Source organism: Streptomyces sp. NPDC090088 (assembly GCF_044747345.1).
Taxonomy (GTDB): Bacteria; Actinomycetota; Actinomycetes; order Streptomycetales; family Streptomycetaceae; genus Streptomyces.
This window is the reverse complement of the sequence record NZ_JBIVDZ010000001.1, coordinates 306,778-325,208: the sequence shown is the minus strand read 5'-3', so window position 1 is coordinate 325,208 and position 18,431 is coordinate 306,778. Positions and strand designations below refer to the sequence as shown.

The 18,431-nt window shown below is 70.9% G+C and carries 22 protein-coding genes; 19 read left to right on the top strand and 3 right to left on the bottom strand.

Translation table 11 applies throughout. The annotated features are described in order from the left end of the window. Positions 1-63 precede the first annotated feature (63 nt). The 14 genes from ACIPSJ_RS01455 to ACIPSJ_RS01390 all read left to right on the top strand — a co-directional run bounded on the left by ACIPSJ_RS01455 (position 64) and on the right by ACIPSJ_RS01390 (position 14,079). Positions 64-630, top strand: a complete 567-nt coding sequence (locus ACIPSJ_RS01455; protein ID WP_401342589.1) for a hypothetical protein — start codon at positions 64-66, stop codon at positions 628-630. A gap of 94 nt (positions 631-724) precedes the next feature. Then, positions 725-1,063: a hypothetical protein gene (locus ACIPSJ_RS01450; RefSeq protein ID WP_401342587.1), complete on the top strand. Its 339-nt coding sequence runs from the start codon at positions 725-727 to the stop codon at positions 1,061-1,063. Positions 1,064-1,092: 29 nt separating this feature from the next. Then, positions 1,093-1,476, top strand: coding sequence for a hypothetical protein (locus ACIPSJ_RS01445; protein ID WP_401342586.1), 384 nt, complete (start codon positions 1,093-1,095; stop codon positions 1,474-1,476). A 15-nt stretch (positions 1,477-1,491) separates the two neighbouring features. Then, positions 1,492-5,967, top strand: coding sequence for a hypothetical protein (locus ACIPSJ_RS01440; RefSeq protein ID WP_401342584.1), 4,476 nt, complete (start codon positions 1,492-1,494; stop codon positions 5,965-5,967). 24 nt (positions 5,968-5,991) lie between these two features. Continuing rightward, on the top strand, positions 5,992-6,951 hold the full coding sequence (locus ACIPSJ_RS01435) for a phage tail protein (RefSeq protein ID WP_401342582.1): 960 nt from the start codon (positions 5,992-5,994) through the stop codon (positions 6,949-6,951). A 1-nt stretch (position 6,952) separates the two neighbouring features. Then, positions 6,953-8,107 (top strand): siphovirus ReqiPepy6 Gp37-like family protein, encoded by a 1,155-nt coding sequence (locus ACIPSJ_RS01430; protein WP_401342581.1) that lies wholly within the window; start codon positions 6,953-6,955, stop codon positions 8,105-8,107. 9 nt (positions 8,108-8,116) lie between these two features. Further along, positions 8,117-9,061, top strand: a complete 945-nt coding sequence (locus tag ACIPSJ_RS01425) for a hypothetical protein (protein ID WP_401342579.1) — start codon at positions 8,117-8,119, stop codon at positions 9,059-9,061. After that, positions 9,061-10,494 carry a hypothetical protein gene (locus ACIPSJ_RS01420; RefSeq protein WP_401342578.1) on the top strand — a complete coding sequence of 478 codons (1,434 nt, stop codon included), beginning with the start codon at positions 9,061-9,063 and terminating at the stop codon, positions 10,492-10,494. The genes ACIPSJ_RS01425 and ACIPSJ_RS01420 overlap by 1 nt, the downstream gene beginning before the upstream one ends. A gap of 9 nt (positions 10,495-10,503) precedes the next feature. Then, the gene (locus ACIPSJ_RS01415; RefSeq protein ID WP_401342576.1) at positions 10,504-11,823 is read left to right on the top strand and encodes a hypothetical protein; all 1,320 of its coding nucleotides are present in this window, start codon (positions 10,504-10,506) and stop codon (positions 11,821-11,823) included. A 117-nt stretch (positions 11,824-11,940) separates the two neighbouring features. Beyond that, positions 11,941-12,831, top strand: a complete 891-nt coding sequence (locus ACIPSJ_RS01410; protein WP_401342574.1) for a peptidoglycan-binding protein — start codon at positions 11,941-11,943, stop codon at positions 12,829-12,831. Between the two features lie 54 nt (positions 12,832-12,885). Further along, on the top strand, positions 12,886-13,194 hold the full coding sequence (locus ACIPSJ_RS01405) for a hypothetical protein (RefSeq protein WP_401342572.1): 309 nt from the start codon (positions 12,886-12,888) through the stop codon (positions 13,192-13,194). Between the two features lie 36 nt (positions 13,195-13,230). Beyond that, positions 13,231-13,575 carry a hypothetical protein gene (locus ACIPSJ_RS01400; protein WP_401342570.1) on the top strand — a complete coding sequence of 115 codons (345 nt, stop codon included), beginning with the start codon at positions 13,231-13,233 and terminating at the stop codon, positions 13,573-13,575. A gap of 16 nt (positions 13,576-13,591) precedes the next feature. Further along, positions 13,592-13,771: a hypothetical protein gene (locus ACIPSJ_RS01395; RefSeq protein WP_401342568.1), complete on the top strand. Its 180-nt coding sequence runs from the start codon at positions 13,592-13,594 to the stop codon at positions 13,769-13,771. Further along, entirely contained in the window at positions 13,768-14,079 is a 312-nt protein-coding gene (locus ACIPSJ_RS01390; RefSeq protein ID WP_401342566.1) for a hypothetical protein, read from the top strand. Before ACIPSJ_RS01395 ends, ACIPSJ_RS01390 begins: the two co-directional genes overlap by 4 nt. Before the next feature lie 53 nt (positions 14,080-14,132). Here ACIPSJ_RS01390 and ACIPSJ_RS01385 read toward each other — a convergent pair whose 3' ends face one another. Next, the gene (locus ACIPSJ_RS01385) at positions 14,133-14,987 is read right to left on the bottom strand and encodes a DUF5753 domain-containing protein (RefSeq protein ID WP_401342564.1); all 855 of its coding nucleotides are present in this window, start codon (positions 14,985-14,987) and stop codon (positions 14,133-14,135) included. A gap of 13 nt (positions 14,988-15,000) precedes the next feature. Continuing rightward, on the bottom strand, positions 15,001-15,741 hold the full coding sequence (locus ACIPSJ_RS01380) for a DUF6879 family protein (protein WP_401342563.1): 741 nt from the start codon (positions 15,739-15,741) through the stop codon (positions 15,001-15,003). A 175-nt stretch (positions 15,742-15,916) separates the two neighbouring features. On the opposite strand from ACIPSJ_RS01380, the gene ACIPSJ_RS01375 reads away from it, so the two are divergent. The 5 genes from ACIPSJ_RS01375 to ACIPSJ_RS01355 are packed head-to-tail and all read left to right on the top strand — an operon-like array spanning position 15,917 to position 17,973. After that, positions 15,917-16,129: a hypothetical protein gene (locus ACIPSJ_RS01375; RefSeq protein ID WP_401342561.1), complete on the top strand. Its 213-nt coding sequence runs from the start codon at positions 15,917-15,919 to the stop codon at positions 16,127-16,129. Continuing rightward, the gene (locus tag ACIPSJ_RS01370) at positions 16,126-16,521 is read left to right on the top strand and encodes a DUF6415 family natural product biosynthesis protein (protein WP_401342559.1); all 396 of its coding nucleotides are present in this window, start codon (positions 16,126-16,128) and stop codon (positions 16,519-16,521) included. Before ACIPSJ_RS01375 ends, ACIPSJ_RS01370 begins: the two co-directional genes overlap by 4 nt. Beyond that, positions 16,518-17,300: a hypothetical protein gene (locus tag ACIPSJ_RS01365; RefSeq protein WP_401342557.1), complete on the top strand. Its 783-nt coding sequence runs from the start codon at positions 16,518-16,520 to the stop codon at positions 17,298-17,300. Before ACIPSJ_RS01370 ends, ACIPSJ_RS01365 begins: the two co-directional genes overlap by 4 nt. Then, a complete protein-coding gene (locus ACIPSJ_RS01360) occupies positions 17,297-17,776 on the top strand; it encodes a hypothetical protein (protein WP_401342555.1) in 480 nt (159 codons plus the stop codon). The genes ACIPSJ_RS01365 and ACIPSJ_RS01360 overlap by 4 nt, the downstream gene beginning before the upstream one ends. Beyond that, a complete protein-coding gene (locus ACIPSJ_RS01355; RefSeq protein ID WP_401342553.1) occupies positions 17,773-17,973 on the top strand; it encodes a hypothetical protein in 201 nt (66 codons plus the stop codon). The genes ACIPSJ_RS01360 and ACIPSJ_RS01355 overlap by 4 nt, the downstream gene beginning before the upstream one ends. Before the next feature lie 76 nt (positions 17,974-18,049). On the opposite strand, the gene ACIPSJ_RS01350 is transcribed toward ACIPSJ_RS01355, so the two are convergent. After that, entirely contained in the window at positions 18,050-18,286 is a 237-nt protein-coding gene (locus ACIPSJ_RS01350; protein ID WP_401342551.1) for a helix-turn-helix domain-containing protein, read from the bottom strand. Positions 18,287-18,431 lie beyond the last annotated feature (145 nt).

Here is an 18,431-nt window from a genome sequence, read left to right as displayed (position 1 = left end):
CCGTTCCTTTGTGCCCGTCGGCCACCGGCCGCGCGGGTCCCTCGCATGCCTTGGAGGCATCCCGTGGCGCTCGATGCAGACAACGTAAGGGCCGCACTCGGCGGCAAGATCCTGATGGCCCCCAAGGGGAGCACCGCGCCCGCGGACCTGGTGACTCCGTGGGACGCGGCCTGGGTCGACCTCGGCTACATGTCCGACGACGGTGTGTCGATGGACTACTCCACCGACGTCGAGGACATCAACGCCTGGCAGTCCCTCAGCCCGGTGCGCCGGATCCTGACCAGCGTCGACATGACGCTCGGGTTCACGGCCATCGAGCTGAAGTCCAAGACCATCACCGCGTACTTCCCGGGGTCCACGATCAGCGAGGTGACCCCGGGCACGGTGTACCGCCTGGACATCCCCGCGGCCCCCGGCCCGCAGGAGGCCGCGTTCGGCCTGGAGTGGGTCGACGGCGACATCATCAACCGCCTCGTCATCCCGCGCGGTGAGATCACCGACCGGGGCACCATCACCCTCGGCCGCTCGTCCGCCGTCGGCCTCGAGATGACCGTCTCCGCGTACGCCAGCAGCGCGCCGGAGATCGCGACGTGGCTGTCCAACGACCCGGCCTGGGCCCTCGCGGCCTGACAGGTCCGGCTCTCCCTGACTCCCCTGGCAGGCGTGCGATGCGGGTCGCGTCTGCCAGGGGGCACAACCCGCTACCACCCGCCAGGAGAAGACCATGAGCACCACCAGCAAGAACAACCCGGGGACCGAGACCGTCAGCCTCGACGCGCTCATCCAGCAGAAGCGCGACGCACTGCCCGCCGACATCACCTACGAGGCGCTCGGCGTGACCTTCACGCTGCCGCCCATGCGCGCGCTGCCGTGGTCGCTGCAGGAGAAGGTCGGCAGCCTGAACGACACCTTCGCCGTGCTCCAGGAGACGCTCGGCGAGGAGAAGGTCACCGAGATGTACGCGGCCGGGTTCCAGCTCGGTGACCTCGAGGTCATCGCGCTCGACTGGCAGAAGCGGGCCGGCATGCAGCCGGGGGAATCGAAGGCCTCCGCCGCTTCCTGACGGAGCACGGGGAGGCAGTCGAGTGGGACATGGCCCGGTACTGGCCGGGCCGGTCCCTGCTGGAGCTGTACCGGGGCGAGATGTCCTGGCGTGAACTGCGCGTCTTCCTGAGGTACTTGCCGTGGGAGTCGGCCACCGCGCGGGCCGTGCGCAGGTCCAAACCGGAAGAGGACTTCTGGACCCCCGACCGGCAGCTGCTCGCGTCCGTCGTCGACGCGCAGCGCGAGGCCACCTACACGATGGTCAAGCTGCACGGAGATCCGAAGAAGACGAAGCGCTTGAGGCCCCCTGAGCCGATCCCTCGGCCAGGCATCAAGCGGCGCAACCCCACCACGATCCGGTTCGGCGGCCGCCATGGCAGCGGCGCCGAGCAGCTGGCGAAGGTCTTCGGAGGCCGCGCCACCAACTCCTGACGGGAGGTAGGTGGCGTGGCTGGTACCGGTGGTGTGCTCGTCGGCCGCGGATACGTCGCGATCCGGCCTGAGTTCGAGGGGGACTGGGACCGGTCCGTCAACGCGCGCGCGTCCAGCGCGGGCCGCAGCGGCGGGTCGGCCTTCAGCAAGGCGTTCGGTATCGGGCTCAAGGGCATCGGTGCCCTGGCCGGTGTCGCGATCGGCGCGAACCTCGCGTCCACGGCGGCCGGCGCGTCCGCGCTCGCCCCGGCCCTGATCACTGCCGGGGCCGCGGCCGGCGCCCTCAAGATCGGCCTGTCGGGTGTCGGCGACGCGATGAAGGCGGCGTTCGCGGACAGTTCGGCGGACGCGAGCGCTGCAGCGTCGGCGACCAAGGCCGTGGCGACGGCACAGCGCGGGCTGGCCAACGCCCAGCGGTCGCTGGCGGATGCGCAGGTCGAGGCGGCGAAGCGGGTCAAGGACGCGCAGGAGGCCGTGGCGGGCGCCGAGCGGGACCTGGCTGATGCCCAGCGCGATGCCCGCGACGCGCAGAAGGACCTCAACGACGCGCGTGAGGAGGCCACGCGCGCGCTCGAGGACATGAACGTCCAGCTCGCCAAGTCCAAGCTGGACGAGGAGCAGGCGACCCTCGACCTGGCGGCGGCCGAGGAGGCACTCAAGGCCGCGCAGGCCAAGCCGGGGACGGACCCGAAGGACCTCAAGGAACTCGAGATCCGCTACGAGCGGGCCAAGCTCGATCTCCAGCAGCAGCAGACGGAGACGAAGCGGCTCGCCGAGGACACCGCGAAGGCCACCAAGGCCGGCGTCGAGGGCAGTGACCAGGTCCTCGCGGCGAAGAAGAAGATCGCCGACGCCAACGAGACCGTCGCCGACAAGGAGCGGGCGCTCGCCACGGCGCAGGCCAGTGTCGACGAGGCGCGCGCGGACGGGCAGCGGCAGATCGCCGACGCCCAGCGGGCCGTGGCGGACGCCGCGGCTGCCGTCGCGGATGCGCAGGCCGCGGCGGCCGGGCAGGCCTCCGAGTTCGACAAGGCCATGGCCAAGCTGGCGCCCAACGCGCGCAGCTTCGTGTCGGCGGTGCTGGGTCTGGGCCCGGCCTGGACGTCGATGAAACTCGGCGTCCAGAACAGCCTGTTCGAGGGCCTCGACTCCACCGTCACGAACCTGGGCCGGGCCACCATCCCGGTCCTGCAGCGGCAGCTGACCGCGACCGCAGGCGTGTGGAACGCGATCGCCAAGAACGCGGCCGGCGCCGTCACCGCGATGGCCAGGGCCGGCGTCCTGGACCAGATCCTCAAGGGCGCCACCGACAACCTGGCCGTCTTCGAGAACGCTCCGGCACAGATCCTCACGGCGTTCGGGCAGCTCACCCTCGCGGCACAGCCCGCGTTCAACCAGCTGCTCACCCAGTTCGCCGGCGCCATCACCTCGTTCACCGACGGCATCGCCGCATCGTTCCAGTCCGGCGGCCTGGAGACGGCGATCACCACGGCGTTCGGGATCCTGGCCCAGTTCGGGACCCTGCTCGGCAACGTCCTCGGCACGGTCCTGTCGATCGTGAAGGCCGCCAGCGACGCCGGCGGCCAGATCGTCGGCGTGCTCGGCGCCGTGTTCGGCGAGCTCAACCAGATCCTCGCCGCGCCCGAGATGCAGGCCCAGATGCGGACCCTGTTCGCGTCCGTGGCACAGATCGTCAGCGCGATCGTCCCGGCCATCGGGACAGTGATCCAGGCCGCCGTGCCGCTGATCACCGCGATCATTCAGCCCGTCGCGCAGCTGGCCGTCGTGCTCGGTCCGGTCCTGCAGCAACTGGTCACCTCGCTCGGCACCGCGCTGATGCCGATCGTCCAGGCACTCGGCCCGGTCCTGGTGACGGTCGGCACCGCGCTCGTGCAGCTCGTCAGCGCGGTCACGCCGCTGCTGCAGCCCATCGCCGCCCTGATCACCTCCGTGATCACCGCCCTGGCGCCCGCGCTCACCCCGATCGTGAGCGTCCTCACCGCCGTCGTCGGAGTCCTCGTCGGCCCGCTGACGCAGGTGGTCGTGGCCCTCACCCCCGCCCTCACCCAGGTCGGGACGGTCATCGCCACGGTGTTCCAGATGATGGCGCCGCTGTGGCAGCAGTTCGCCGGCGTCCTCGGCCAGGTCGCCGGCCTGGTCGCGAACGTGTTCGCGGCGGCCCTGACCCAGCTGATGGGCGCGGTGCAGCCGCTGATCCCGGTCGGCATGCAGCTGGTGCAGACCGTGTTCGGCGCACTCACCCCCGTCCTTCCGATCGTGGCCGGCGCCTTCGGCACGATCGCCCAGGCCGCGTCGCTCCTGCTGCCCCTGCTGGGGCAGCTCGTCGGCACGCTCGCCGCTCAGCTCATCCCGGTCGTCGGGATCATCGCCCAGACGCTGGGCCAGGTCGCCGGTCTCCTCGCGGGGGCCCTGGCGCAGATCCTGCCGCCGCTGTCGGCCGCGTTCCTCACGCTGGTCCAGGCCGTCTCGCCGCTGCTGCCGCTGGTCGGGCAGCTCGTCGGGATGGTCGTGCAGATGGCGGCCGGTGTGCTGGTGCAGCTGCTGCCGGCCGTGGTGCAGCTGGTGCAGGCCGGACTGAATCTGCTGGTCGCACTGGCCCCGCTGCTGCCGATCGTCGGGCAGCTCGTCGGCCTGGTCGTCCAGCTCGCCGTCGGCCTGCTGTCCCGGCTGCTGCCGCCCATCGTCGCGGTGGCTGCGTTCCTGGTCGGCGGGCTCGCCAGCGCACTGTCCACGGTGATCGGCTGGGTCGCCGGCCTCGTCAGCGTGTTCGCCGACGTCGTCGGCTGGGTGACGACCCGTCTCGGGCCCGTCTTCACCTGGCTGTCCGACAAGGTCATCACGCCGGTGTGGAGCGCGATCAAGTGGCAGATCAAGACCGCGTGGGCCCTGACCATCGGCCCGACCCTGACCGCGTTCAAGCTGGGCCTCAGCGGCCTTGGCACCGTCCTCACGTGGCTGCGGGACAAGGTCGTCAAGCCCGTGGTCGGCGACCTCGTCTCGATCATCAAGTACGGCTACAACAAGGGCATCAAGCCCGTGTTCGACGCGCTGGGGTCAGCCCTCGATCTGATCGGCAACGGGTTCAAGGCTGCCGTGGACGCCAGCCGAACCCAGTGGGACAAGCTCAAGCAGGTCGCCAAGACCCCGGTGTCCTTCGTGATCAACACCGTGTACAACGCGGGGATCGTGGCGCTCTGGAACAAGATCGCCAAGGCGTTCGGGGCGCCGGCGTTGCCCGAGTTCCACCCGAAGGGCTTCGCGTCCGGCGGTGTCCTCGACGGAGTCCTGCCCGGGTACACACCCGGCCGGGACGTGCACCGGTTCGTCAGCCCCACCGGCGGCATGCTCGACCTCAGCGGCGGCGAGTCGATCATGAGGCCGGAGTTCACGCGCGGTGCGGGCTCCGGGTTCGTGAACTACTTCAACCGGGTCGCCCGGTCCTCCGGAGCGGCGGGCGTCCGCAAGGCCCTCGCGCCGGTCCTCGGCGGCAACCCCCGCACCACCGCGGTGGATCGCTCCCTGCGGTACGCGCGCGGGGGGATCTACCCGCACCAGGCGTTCGCGGACGGCGGGGTGTTCGGGTGGATCAAGTCCGCCGGGTCCGCTGTCCTGGGCGCCGGGTCGAAGGCCTGGAACGCCGTGAAGAAGTCGGCCAGCTGGCTGGGTGACACGCTCCTGGCGTCCGCACGTGCGGGCGTGAAGAACGTCGTCGCCCCGCTCCTGGCGGACTTCCCCGGCATGGACACCTCGCTGGGGCAGCTGATCCGCAAAATCCCCGACCGGATCATCGACGCCCTGACCGGCTACTCGAAGAAGGCCGACGCCAAGGGCGCCGGCGGAATCGGGGGGCCGAGGATCCAGGCAGGCCTGCGGTGGGCCCGCACCCAGAACGGACTGCCGTACCAGTGGGGCGGCAACGGGAACCCGAGCTGGGACTGCAGCGGGCTGGTCTCCGCGGTCGAGTCCGTGATCCGGGGCGAGAAGCCACACCGCCGGTGGGCGACCGGTGCTTTCCACGGGAAGACGGCGCCGCCCGGGTGGGTCCTGCACGGCGACTCCGCCTACCGGATCGGCGTGACCAACAAGGGCGTTGGACACACCGCCGGAACCATCGGCGGGGTCAACATCGAGAGCCGCGGCGGCGACGGCGTGGTCATCGGCAAGGGCGCCCGCGGCTACCGCGACAAGCTCTTCACCGACTGGTACGGCTTCCAGCCCGGCAAGCACGACAGCGGCGGGTGGATGGAACCGGGCTGGGCCTACAACGGGCTCAAGACCCCGGAGGCCGTCTTCACCCCGTCGCAGTTCCGGCAGTTCGAGGGCGCGGCGAACGCCGGCGTCGCGGCCGCGCAGGCGGGCGGATCGACCACCTACCAGATCAACGCCCGTACGGCCGACTTCACCGTGGCCGACCTGCAGCGCGTCCAGCGCGTCCAGGAGGCCCGGGCACGAGTGGGGAGGCCGCGCTAGATGCCCCTGATCACAGCCCCATATGTGGCTCCTCCGGTAACGGAGGAGCCACCGGGCAGCGGGACGATCGTCCCCCTCCCGGAGATCGGGTACGCCAGCGTCCAGTACACCGACCCCTCGGGGACGGTGTGGCCGCTCACCGACCGGGACTCCGCCGGCTGGTTCACCCTGGCCGACGGAGTCTCCGGCCTGGGGGCCGTGCCGTACGACCTCACCAGCGACCCGCACCCGCGCGGCGGCGCACGGCTGCGGCACGCCCAGCCGCAGCCCCGCACCATCGTCTGGCCGCTGTTCGTCCAGGGCGCCGACCACATGCAGTTCCTGCAGCGGTGGCGGGCGCTGGCCACCGCCTTCACCCGGACCCTGCGAGAGGAGGAGGGCCCGGGCGTGCTGGAGATCGCACGGCCGGACGGCACGCGCAGGACGATCGAGGTCTTCTACCTGGACGGGTTCGAGGGGCAGAGCAAGCGCGGCTACTACCGCGACGCCGACAGCGCGGTGATCTCCCTGTGGTGCGAGGACCCCTACTGGACCGACCCCGTGCCGCAGGTCGTACACCGTGAGACTGGCGCGCTCAGCTCGTTCCTCAACCCGTTCCCGACGATCTCCTCCAGCCAGATCCTCGGCAGCACGGTGGTCACGAACCCCGGCGACACCACCGTGTGGCCGACCTGGACCATCACCGGTCCGGCCTCCCTGGTGACGTTCACCCACAGCGGCACCGGCGAGTCGTTCACGCTCAACCCCTCGGCGTCGGCCATCGGCCACGGCAACCTGCTCGCCGGCGAGAAAGTCACCATCAGCACCGACCCGCCCGCCGTCACCTTCCAGAACGGCGACAACTGGATCGGCGGACTGAACTGGCCGGCGGCCACCTTGTGGGGGCTGGCCCCCGGCGACAACCCGGTGGCCTTCACACTCGCCGGATCCGGCGCGGCCTCCGCCGTCGACCTCACCTTCAACCCCCGCTACGAGACGGCCTGACATGGCCATCACCCTGCTCACCACCGACAAGAACATGACCGTCCAGGGCAACCCGCTCACCGGCTGGACCAACCTGGACGTGACCACCTCCTTCAACGCGCCGGCCTCCGGCACCGTGACGCTGCCGGCCTACCCGGAGGTCATGAACCAGCTGGTGCCCGGCCGCCGCATCGTGGTCATCCGCGACAGCGCGATCTGGACTGCCGGCCCGATGGAGGAACCGACCAACTACCGGTGGTCCCTCGACGACCCGGGCGTCGGTGTCGTCGACGTCAACTTCAGCGACGACCTGGCCGTCATCGCCGGGAACATCACCTGGCCCGAGCCATCGCTCACCTGGGCCGGGCAGCACGGCAGCACCTACCGGTCGTTCACCGCCACCAACGCCGAGACGATCATCCGCACCCTCGTGAACGAGAACTGCGGACCCGGGGCGATCGCCGCACGCCGCATCCCGAACCTCGTCCTCGACACGGTGGCCTCGGCCGGGACCAACACCGCGGTGTCCACTCGGTTCGAGGCGCTGCTGGACGTGTGCCGCACCGTCGCCTCGGCCGGCGGAGGCATCGGTTTCCGCACCCGCCAGGACGGCAGCCAGATCAAGTTCGGCTGCTACGCCCCCAGCGACAAGACCGCGACCGCCCGGTTCTCGACCGGCCTGGGCAACCTGCGCTCGGTCGCGTACTCGCAGTCCGCGCCGACCGTCACCCACGCCCTGGTCGCCGGGACCGAGACCACCGGCAGCAGCGTCCGCACGTACGTCGAAGTCGCCAACACCAGCGCGGCCAGCGCCTGGTGGCGGGTGGAGAAGTACGTCGACGGCGGCGCCGCCAACGACACCAACGGCGAGCTCACCGCCTCCGGCACCAGCGAGCTCGCCGACGGGGCCGCCCCCGTCCAGCTCGCCACGGTCACCGTCGACACCGACACCCTGCGCGCCGGCCGCGACTACGGCCTCGGCGACCTGGTGGCCGTCGCCCTCCCGCACGGCCTGCAGCTGACCGACGTCGTCCGCTCGATCCACCTGCAGGCCACCCCCGGCGACGGCGAGCAGGTGTCCTCGGTCATCGGCTCCCAGGACGCCACCAGCGACCCCCGCATCGTGCGCCTGGTCCGCACGCTCAACCGTCGGCTCGGCCGGCTCGAGACACGCTAAGGAGCGGCAGTGGCACAGGACAGCTGGCCCTCACCATCACACAACGCACGGGCCCTCACCGACGTGGAGTACGAGCTGCTCGCCGCGCGGTTCTCCGACGACGGCGTCTACGGCGCCCCGAGCGACACCTCCGTGGTCTCCGCCGGCGCCGGCCTGTCGGTCGACGTCCGCGCCGGGGTCTACGCCTCCGTACGCGGGCACGTCTGGTACTCCGGTACCTCCGTCACCAACCTCACCGTCGCCGCGAACGCGACGACGAGCTTGCGCTACGACCGGGTGGTGCTGCGGCTGGACCGCTCCACCTGGAACGTCACCGCCGTGGTCAAGACCGGCACCGCCGGCGCCGGAGTACCGGACCTCACCCGGGACACGGGCAGCACGGGTGTGTGGGAGATCCCGCTCGCGACCGTGTCCGTGGCCGCGTCCGCCACAGGTGTGGGTGTGGCGGCCAAGGAGCTGTACGTCGGGACCAGGGTCCGGCCGTGTACGTCGATCTCCCTGCCTGACCCGCCGACGGCCCCCGGCGAGCTCGTCTTCCAGGCGACGGACGAGAAGTTGATGTTGTGGACGGGGTCGCTGTGGAAGACCGTGTACCACTACTCGGGCATCGTGGCCTGCGACGCGACCCTGTCCGCGTGGACCATCAGCACCTCCTCGGTGCTTGAGGAACGCAACGGCCTGGTCAGTCTCCGCATGGGCTCCTTCTACCGGGCCGGCGGTAGCTTCGCGGCCGGCACCGAGTCGCGGCTGCCCGTGCTGATCCCGAGCGCCTACCGGCACGCCTCCCGCGATCAGTACGGGCTGGCGTACATCAGCGGCGGCGCCGTCGGCCGGGTCATCATCTACTCGTCCGCCAGCGAGCGGGCCGGGCAGGTCTGGCTGACGAACAAGTCCGTCGAGATCGACACCGGAGACTTCGTCCTGCCGATGTCCGGCATGAGCTGGGTGATCTGATGCGCTACCAGTTCGGCGCCGGAAGCGCGGACTTCGTCGTCACCCCGGCAGACGGATTGTGGTCCGTGGCCCAGGGCGCCGCGATCACGTTCTGGGACTCGGCCCACGACGGCACCCAGTACACCGACCTGCTCAACTCCGGTGGCGAGGCCATCTCGTCCGTCACGTCGGACACGTACGGTGCCGTGCCGAGCTTCTACGGCCCGGACGAGATCACCGGCATGTGGGCCGACGCCGGCGGCAGCTCCCGGGCGTGGATGTCCGCACGCGGCGCGTACGCGCCAGCGTCCAGCTCGGCCGTGGAGGGGAAGGGCCTGTACGTACGGCCCGGGTGGGGCAGCTTCTGGCGGGCCGCCCGGGCCGCGGCCGGCACCGGCAGCCGAGCGACCATCGCCGTGGTCGGCGGCTCGTCGACGGTGGGGTTCTTCGCGTCCGATCTGGTCACGAAGAACTGGCCAGCACTGCTCGCATCCTCGCTGCAGACCGCATACGGCGACGGCGGATCCGGCTACCGGTCGAGCCTGTTCTCGGCGAACGGGATCGCCGGATCCGACGCGACGGCCATCACGGCCTGGACCGCGACCGGCAGCTTGGTCGTCCAGTCCGGGACCTGGACCACGGGCGGCTACGCAGCCGGGCCCGGCTGGGGGTACACCTACGCGTCCGTCAACGGGGCGTACTTGACCTTCACAGTGCGCGGGACCAGCGCGGTCATCTACACGCTCGGCGCGGACGGCAGCCGCCCGTCGTGGGCGTACTCCGTGGACGGCGGCGCCGAGACCACCGTGACCGACACGGCCACGACCGGGCTCGCCGTGCTGACCCGGACGATCACCGGCCTGTCCGCCGGCAGCCACACCATCCGGATCCGGCACGCCGGTACGACCGGGCAGTACCTGTCCGTCCTCGGCGTGGCCGGCACCAACGCCGGCGGCGTGGTCCTCAACAACTACGGCGCGAAGAACGCGATCGCCGCGGACTACAACGCCACGCTGCGCGCCGGCTGGAACGGCGGTCCCAGCACGACGGCCGACTTGCTCATCTACATGGCCAGTCCCGAGGACGTCATCAACGGCATCTCGGCGGACGACTGGGCGGCCCAGGTCCGCCAGCACCTGGCCACCATGCGCGACGGCGGCACCCTCACCGGCGCCACCGACGTGGTCCTGGTCCTCCCGCACATCGGCACCGCCGACGCCCTGGGCTGGCGTTACCAGGACTTCGCCGACCGCGCGCTGTCCCTGGCCGTTGCCCACGAGGCCGCCCTCGTCAACTTCTGGGCGCTCGGCCGGAACTCCTGGAACTACTGGTCCAGCTTGGGCTACTGGGCCAACACCGCCACCCCGGGGGCTGCGGGCACGGACGCCGTAGGCATGTCCGACGCTGGCCACGCCTACGTGGCGTCCGTGATCAGCGCGCTGCTGCAGAGCTAAGGAGGCCACATGGCAACAACGCAGGTCGCCCAGGTGATCGCCGTAGCGCGCTCGCAGGTCACCTACAAGGAGGGCTACGTCGAGGGCGGCTGGAACAACATCGTCCGGTACGCCCTCGAGGTCCCCGGGTTGAGCGGATACCAGGGGCAGAGCTGGTGCATGACGTTCACCAGCTGGGTGGCGATGCGCGCCGGGGTGGCGTCCCTCTACCCGCGCGGCGTGGACTGCTCGGCCGGCGTCGCCTGGTTCACGGCCGCATCCCGCTGGTCGTGGTACCCGTGCCTGGGCGCCCAGGTGTTCTACGGGACATCGGGCCAGGACCACACCGGCATCGTCTACGCCTACGACGCCACGTTCATCTGGACCATCGAGGCCAACACCAACACGAACGGGTCGACGGAGGGAGACGGCGTCTACCTGCGCAAGCGCAGGCGGACCGACGCCATCGTCTACGGCTACGGCATGCCGGCCTTCGCCGAGGGCGTCATCACCGCGGACCCGGCGCTCGCCGGCACCGCCGGTTACACCTACGCCGTATCCAACTCCGGCCCCGGCGCGGGCACCCTGCTCCGTGCGGCACTGGCCGCCGGGAACGTAGCCGCCGACGCGGTGTCTGTCGGGGGCCCTCTGACCGCGGGCGGAGTGGCAGTTCAGCAGGACAGCCTGACGCGCATCGGTCTGGACGTCACCGGCTACTCCGGTTCGGCCACCGCGCCGATCGTCAGGTTCCGCGATGCCGACGGCGGCAACGTGTTCCAGATCGACGGTGCAGGGCGGATCGTCTCCTCGGTCAACCCGGGGATGTGGCGGCCGGCGGATCAGGGCCTGCTCGCGTGGACGATGGACCCTGCCTCCTGCACCCCTTCGGGGTCCTCGCTGAGCGCCGGGTACATCTACTTCACGAAGATCATCCTCAGGAACGCCGCGACAATCGCGAGCCTGTGTGCGGTCGTCGGCACTGCGGGCAGCACGCTGACCTCCGGCCAGTGCCTCGCCGGTCTGTACAGCACGAGCGGCACCAGGCTCGCCGTCACCGCGGACATGTCGACGACGTGGAACTCCGCCGGTGACAAGTCGATGGCGTTGACCAGTTCGTACGCCGCAGCTGCAGGCAGCTACTACATCGCCTTGTTGTTCAACGGGACGACGTCCCCGGTGTTCGCCGCGGGCTCGTCGCTGGGTGCCTCCTTCACTCCCGGCAACGCGCACCTGTCCGCCGGGTCGTACAGGTTCTGCCGGTCGGGGTCGGGGCAGACCTCCCTGCCGGCCAGCTTCACCATGTCGGGCGCAACGCCGGACGCGAACAACATCTGGACCGCAGCCGCGTAGACGGGCCTGGGCCTGTCCCCCTTCCGCGACCGGGCCCCGGCTACGGCCAGGACTCGGCTCGTCCAAATCCCGCAGCCCCGCGCCCTTGGCCGGGGCCTTGTCGTATCTGGAGTACCCATGGCCACACCCCTGACAGCTGACTCCCTCGTCGCCGCGCTGCGGGCCGAGGGCGTGACCGTCGTCGAGCACGACGGCTGGCGCACCCACAACCGGGCCGGGCACGGCGCCTGGGGCCCGGTGAACGGCGTGATCATCCATCACACCGTTACCTCCGGCACCGCCTCCTCCGTCAAGATGTGCTACGACGGCCGATCCGATCTGCCCGGCCCGCTCTGCCACGGCGTCATCGCCAAGGACGGCACCGTGTACCTGGTCGGCAACGGTCGCGCCAACCACGCCGGCAGCGGCGACGGAGACGTCCTCGAGGCCGTCGTCGAGGAGCGCGCCACTCTGCCGGCGCCGAACGAGAACAACACGGACGGCAACGTCCACTTCTACGGCTTCGAGTGCATCAACCTCGGCGACGGCAAGGACCCGTGGCCCGACGTCCAGCTCGAGGCCATGGTCCGCGCGTCGGCTGCGCTGTGCCGCGCGCACGGCTGGAGTGCCCGCTCGGTCATCGGCCACAAGGAGTGGACCAACCAGAAGGTCGACCCCAAGGGCTTCGCCATGGCCGACTTCCGTAGCCGGGTCGAGGCCCGCCTGGGCGAGAAGCCGGCCAGCTCTGCGGGATCGACGCCGAAGCCGAGCACGCCGACGTACCAGCCTTTCCCCGGCGTCGCGTGGTTCAAGAAGAACCCGAAGTCACCGATCGTCACCGCGATGGGCAAGCGGCTGGTGGCCAACGGCTGTTCGGCGTACAAGTCCGGGCCGGGCCCGCAGTGGTCCGACGCCGACCGGGCGTCGTACGCCAAGTGGCAGCGCAAGCTCGGCTACACCGGCACGTCGGCCGACGGCTGGCCGGGCGCGAAGTCCTGGGCGGCTCTCAAGGTCCCGTACACCTCCTGACCCACCCGCGGCCTGCGCTCCGCTCGCCGCCCGCTTCCAGACGAAAGAGGCATCATGCCCACCTCCCTGTTCATCTCCGCCATGCGCACGGGCGTCCCGCTCGTCGCGGGCTGGCTGCTCACCCTCGTGGTCAAGGCCGGCGTCACCATCGACTCCGACAAGGTCACCTCGGCCGTGACCGTGGTCCTGTCCCTCGCCTACTACGTGCTGTTCCGCCTGCTCGAGCTGGCCGGCACCCGGCTGCGCGGCAGCGCCCTGCAGAGCGTGGCCGGGCTGGCCCTCGGCTGGGCCCGGCCCCCGTCCTACCCCACGGTCGACGTGATCCCGCCGGTCACCGGGACGTACACCAGCACCACGTCCTGACCCACCCGTCCCCGTCCGCCGTAGAGAGGAGGGCCGTTGGCAGAGGAACTGTTGGGGTTCGCCCCGGTGACAGGCGGGGCCGCGGCCCTCGTCGGGATCATCGTCCTCCTGGTCCTGCGCGGCCAGCTCGTACCGCGCCGCCAGCTCGAGGACCTCCGCGCCGACAAGGATCAGCAGATCGACGACCTGCGCGCCGAGCGAGACACCTGGCGCGAGGCTCACACCGTCAGCGAGGAGGCGCGCCGCGAGTCCCAGGACCAGGCCGGCGAACTCCTCGAGCTGAGCCGGACATCCGCGTACTTCTTCGCCGCTCTGCCGCGAGCTGCGCGGGAGGTGAGTACGAGTGCCGAAGTGGACCAGGCGCCTGCGCCGCCAACGTGAGACCGAGGAGCGCCCGATGACCGACGGGCAGCGCGCGGCCCAGGCCGCGCTGGACCGAGCCCAGGTCGCGCGGGCCCGGGTGCATGCTCAGGCCCGCGAGGTACGGGCAGAGGCGGCTGACTGGCGGGCTCGGCGCGAGCGGAACCACTTCGCCGAACTGGTCCGCAACATGGTGTTGGGAGGTGAGGGCAGATGACGGTGGCCGAGCTCCTCAACGCCAGCGTGTCGGGGGTGGTCGCAGTGTGCGCGGCAGCGTTCATCGCGGAGTACACCCGGCGGGCAAGGTGGGAGGACCACGCCGTGGGCTGGTACTTCGTGGCAGCGGTCGCGACGATAGGGCTGCTGGGCCTGTACACCGTGGTCATCACCATCGTGGTCGACGGCCCGGTGGCGAGCGTGCTGCGCGTTGTCCGCTCTCTGCTCCTGCTCGGCGTCGCCGGGCTCCTGGTGCAGGCGACCGTGTCCGTACGACGGGCGTACCCCCGCCGGCGGAAGAAGACCTGACACAGCACGGCCGCGCGGCCCCCTCTCGCCTTCGGGCGGGAGGGGGCCTTTCGTCATGCCCTGGGGTTCACCGAGCGCTGGGCTCGGGTGATGAGGGCCTGGGCGTCGGCGCCGTACACAGCGGACTGGCTGAGCGTGGTCCAGACCCGCATGTAGGTGGCCACGCTGTCAGCGTCATCGAGCCAGATCTCCGCGTGCCAGTCCTCCGCGATGACCAGACGATCGTCGAGGACCCAGAAGCCGTTCGCCGTGGGAATCCGCAGGCTCGCGCCGAGGGGGACGATGCCGAGTTCCACCGTGTCCATCCCGACCATGCCCGCCAGACGGTCGAGCTGCGCGGCGAGGACGGAGGGCGAGCAGATCAGGGCGTGCAGAGCGGCCTCCCAGATGAGGGCGTGGAACCGGCGGCCTCCCTGGTGGAGCCACTGCTGGCGCAGTATGCGGGTACGGACGGCCTCTTCGGTGTCGCGGACGGAGCCGTACAGGTCGGCGTAGCGCAGGAAGATGGCGCGGGCGTAGTCGGCGGTCTGGAGCATGCCTGGGATCACCGACTCCTCCCAGGCGTAGATGGTCTGGGAGCGGTCGACTTCGATGTTCCAGACGTCCTGGACGGGGCGGTGGCCGGAGGCGAGCTGGCGGCGCCAGGACCTGATGTGCGACTCGAAGCCCCGTAGCCGGGCGAGGAGTTCCTCGGCGACGTCGGGCTGGCCGACGGCTGCGGCCCAGGCGGTCAGGTCCTCGGGGGCAGCGGTCTGGCGGCCGCCCTCGAGCTTGTACACCTTGGAGTGCGGCCAGCCGAGACGTGTGGCGAGCTGGGTGCCGGTGAGCCGTCCGCCCGCGGCCCCGAGGCGCAGCTCCCTCAGCCGTAGGCCGAGGGCCTCGCGGGCCTGCTGGTAGTCCGTGCTCACCGGCGGCCCGCGGTCAGTCGCGCAGTTGCGCGGCGAACTCGGCGGCCGGGACCGCTCCGTGCATGGCGCGGTCGCGGATCTGGCAGTAGCGCAGGACCTCGGTGGGCTCGGTGATGATCTCGACGTCGTGGAATACGTCCTGGTCGTCGAAGCGGAGGCGGGCGACGAGGCGCGAGTCGAAGATCCAGAAGTCCTCGCTGCCGAGCAGGCGAGTGTCGGCCTCGCCGCGGGGAAGGTAGCGGATGTCCTCGCCGGCCGCGGTGTTGCGGGGGGAGTCGATGAGGAGGAACAGCTGGCCCTCGGTGGGCGGCTCGTCGACGATCCGGACTCGCCCGATGGTCTTGTCGGCGAGGACCTGGGCGCGGATGTTCCGGGACCAGTCGTCGTCGTAGTCGAGGGTGATGCTGCCGGTCTCGACGAACTCCGCGTAGGTCGGGTCTTCGCGGTCTGAGGCGTAGCCGCCGCGAGTCTCCAACCGCCAGGCGGTGTACTCGAAGGTCTCGAAGAGCCGGCCGAACTCGTCGAGGCCGATCACCTTGGGCACGCGGTCCATCTCCTTCGGAGCGTGGTTGACGAGCAGCTCGCGCGGGACGGCCACGGCCGCGTCGTCTGGGCCGAGGTGGAGCAGCTGGTCGAGGTCGTCGGCGTCGAGCGGCCGCCCTTGGACGATGACCTCGCCGGAGTCGACGTCCTCGTGCAGAGCGGGGCATCCGCCGTTCTTGCTGTCCGTGCCGGTGAACCGCAGCTGTCGCATGTCGCTGTCGCCTCTCAGGTCGGTGTCGTTCCACTCAGCATCGCCACGGTGGACAGCCTGATCTACAGCCCGCTGCATCCCATCGGAGAACAGCCGAGAACACCAGGCAGTCCGCGGAGAACATTCGAGAACATCTCATCGCCGACGTCAACAGCGCCCGCCTACGGTCCCGTTCATGACCTCGGAACACGCCCTCGATCTGGCCGCCGATCCGCTCGCGGCCGTGGAATCTCTCAGGTCCGCCCTCGACCAAGCGGGCATCGTTCTGCCGTCGCTCAGGGTCGACCCCGGCGGCGCAGCGCTGGGCCTCATCGACCTCGGCCGCGTGCGCGCGAATGTGGCCGCGCAACTGGCCGAGGCCCTGCAGAGGGGAGGCGCTGCAGCATGAGCACGACGGCTCCCTCCATGCCGCCGGACATCCAGACCATGCGCACCAGCGTCACGCTCGTGCTCGCCGCAGACGTCCCCAAGGCAGACCCGCAGGACCCCGACTCCCGGGACGCTCCCGAGCTGCACTTCACCGGCGCCGAGTTGGAGTCGCTCTCGGACACGTACCGGGACCACATCACGGCGCTCATCCCCGCGGTGGAGGCCAGGGCCGAGCTGCTACCCGAGCGCCATGCCGACCGCGTAGCGGCGATGATGTGCGTCGGCGAGGCGAGGATCCGTCTGCGCCTGGGACCCGGCGGCACCGACGCCCTCCGTGGCTCTGTCGCGTCCCGGCTGGCCCGCTCAGTGAAGGCGCTGTGCCGGCACTACGACCGGCTGGTGTCGCGATGACCAGCGCCGCGCCTACTACTGCCGTCTACGATCCGGCGGACCCGCACCGCAGCGGCGCCGCCCTTGTCACCCAGCAGCTCGACGTGCTCGGGCTCGGCGAGCACTGGGTGCAGACCGGCGAGCAGAACGGCCGGCGGGTCGTCGACCGGCGGATCCCGCCCGGGCACGGCTGGTGCCGGGCTGTCCGGGTCTATCAGGCCCTGTGGCCGGCCACGGCAGACCTGTGCGTCGAGGTCGACTGGTTCGCCGACCCGGACATCCCCGCGGCCGAGCAGGACGAGCACTGGCGCACCCGGCTGGCCACCGTCACGGCCGGCCTCAAATTTTTCGGCTATGCGGTCCAGATGCCCGGGCCGCTGCGTATGCCGGGCGTCGACCGGTACCAGCCGCTGATCGTGTCCCGCCTGCCGCGCGGTGCCGCCCCGGCCCCTGTCCCGGCTGACGGCTGGGACCACCTGGAGGTCGTCCCCAGCTACCGGTGGCCCGCCCGAGAGCCCGCCCAGCACCTCGACGTCGTGCTGAAGGACAGCCGCCTGACCAGCTACGTCACCCGCCGCCTGGAAACCCATCTGTGGCCGCCGTACACCACCGCCGCCGCGCTCGTCCTGTGGCCCGGCCCCCAGGACGCGACCGTGGACGACTGGACCAGCGCCCTCGCCCGGGCGCGCCGCGTCCTGCGCATCGCCGGATACCGCTTCCTGGACCACCGACGCCCCTGGGACCCGGCCATCGACCACCTCCCCTACCTGATCGCCTACCGCCGCGAGGACCCGCGATGAACGCTTCCGTATCGGTGCTCTCGGCCGAGGACCAAGGATGGGTGCACGACCTGGTGATGCTCCGGCTGCCCGAACGGATCACCGTCGAGGCCCGTACCGGACAGGACTGCCTGTGGTGCCTGGCTCCGCTCGACACCACCGGCATCGACCTCGAACCAGGCGTGACCCGCTTTCGGAGCTGCGCCGTCTGCTACCTCACCCGGCTGGCCTGGGCGATCACCTGGCGCGACTGGCACACCCACATCCTGGCCTGCGACACCTGCCAGCGGGGCGAAAACTGCATGACCGCCCGAGGCCGCCGCGCCCAGAACGAGAAAGCATGCGCCGCCCTCGGCGAGACCCTGAGCTGCACAGCCGGCTGCCTCCTCCCCATCGACAGCAGCGACCAGGCCGTGGCCGTCGTCTGGGACGGGCTGACGCACTCGTACCCCGGATACGCCCACACCGCATGCTTCCCGGCGGAGGTGCCGCGATGAAGACGATCAGCCCGGAGACGAAGGACCGCGTGGCTAACGCCCGCGGCGAGGGCTACCGGGCGGCCGGCCTCTGCGCGTCCCGACACTCCAGCGGCGCTCTGTGCACCCGCAGCGCCAAGGACCGCCACGGCTCCGGCAAGCACGGCAACCCCTACATCCGGCAGTCACCGACGGACGCCGTCGGCCTGCGCTGGTGAACTCCGGTCCCGGCGTGCGCCGACGCGCCGGGACCGGGCGGGACAGGTCGCCCCCGCCTCCCCCGTCCGCGGCCTCTCACCCGACCAGGTCGCGCAGCTGCACACCCATCGCCTGCGCAATGCGGATCAGCGTGTCGAGCTTCGGAGAGGAGTGACCTTGCTCGATCCGGGAGTACGTCGCCACGTCGATTCCGCTACGGCCACAGACATCGGGCTGGCTGAGGTCCAGCCCCTCGCGCACGCGGCGAATCTGGGCGCCCACCTGACGGCGGCGAGCAATGACCCAGTCGTCGGGTGGGGTGGGGCGAGACACCCGTCAACGCTCGCGGTGTCATGATCGCCGGGGAATAGGGTCAACCCTAATTTGTGTGATCTTGGAGCGGGGTGGGAATCGAACCGGAGCACCCCCCTCCACCACGTCCTTCCCGCGCTCCTCCCCCAGGCGGGCGGGAAGGACC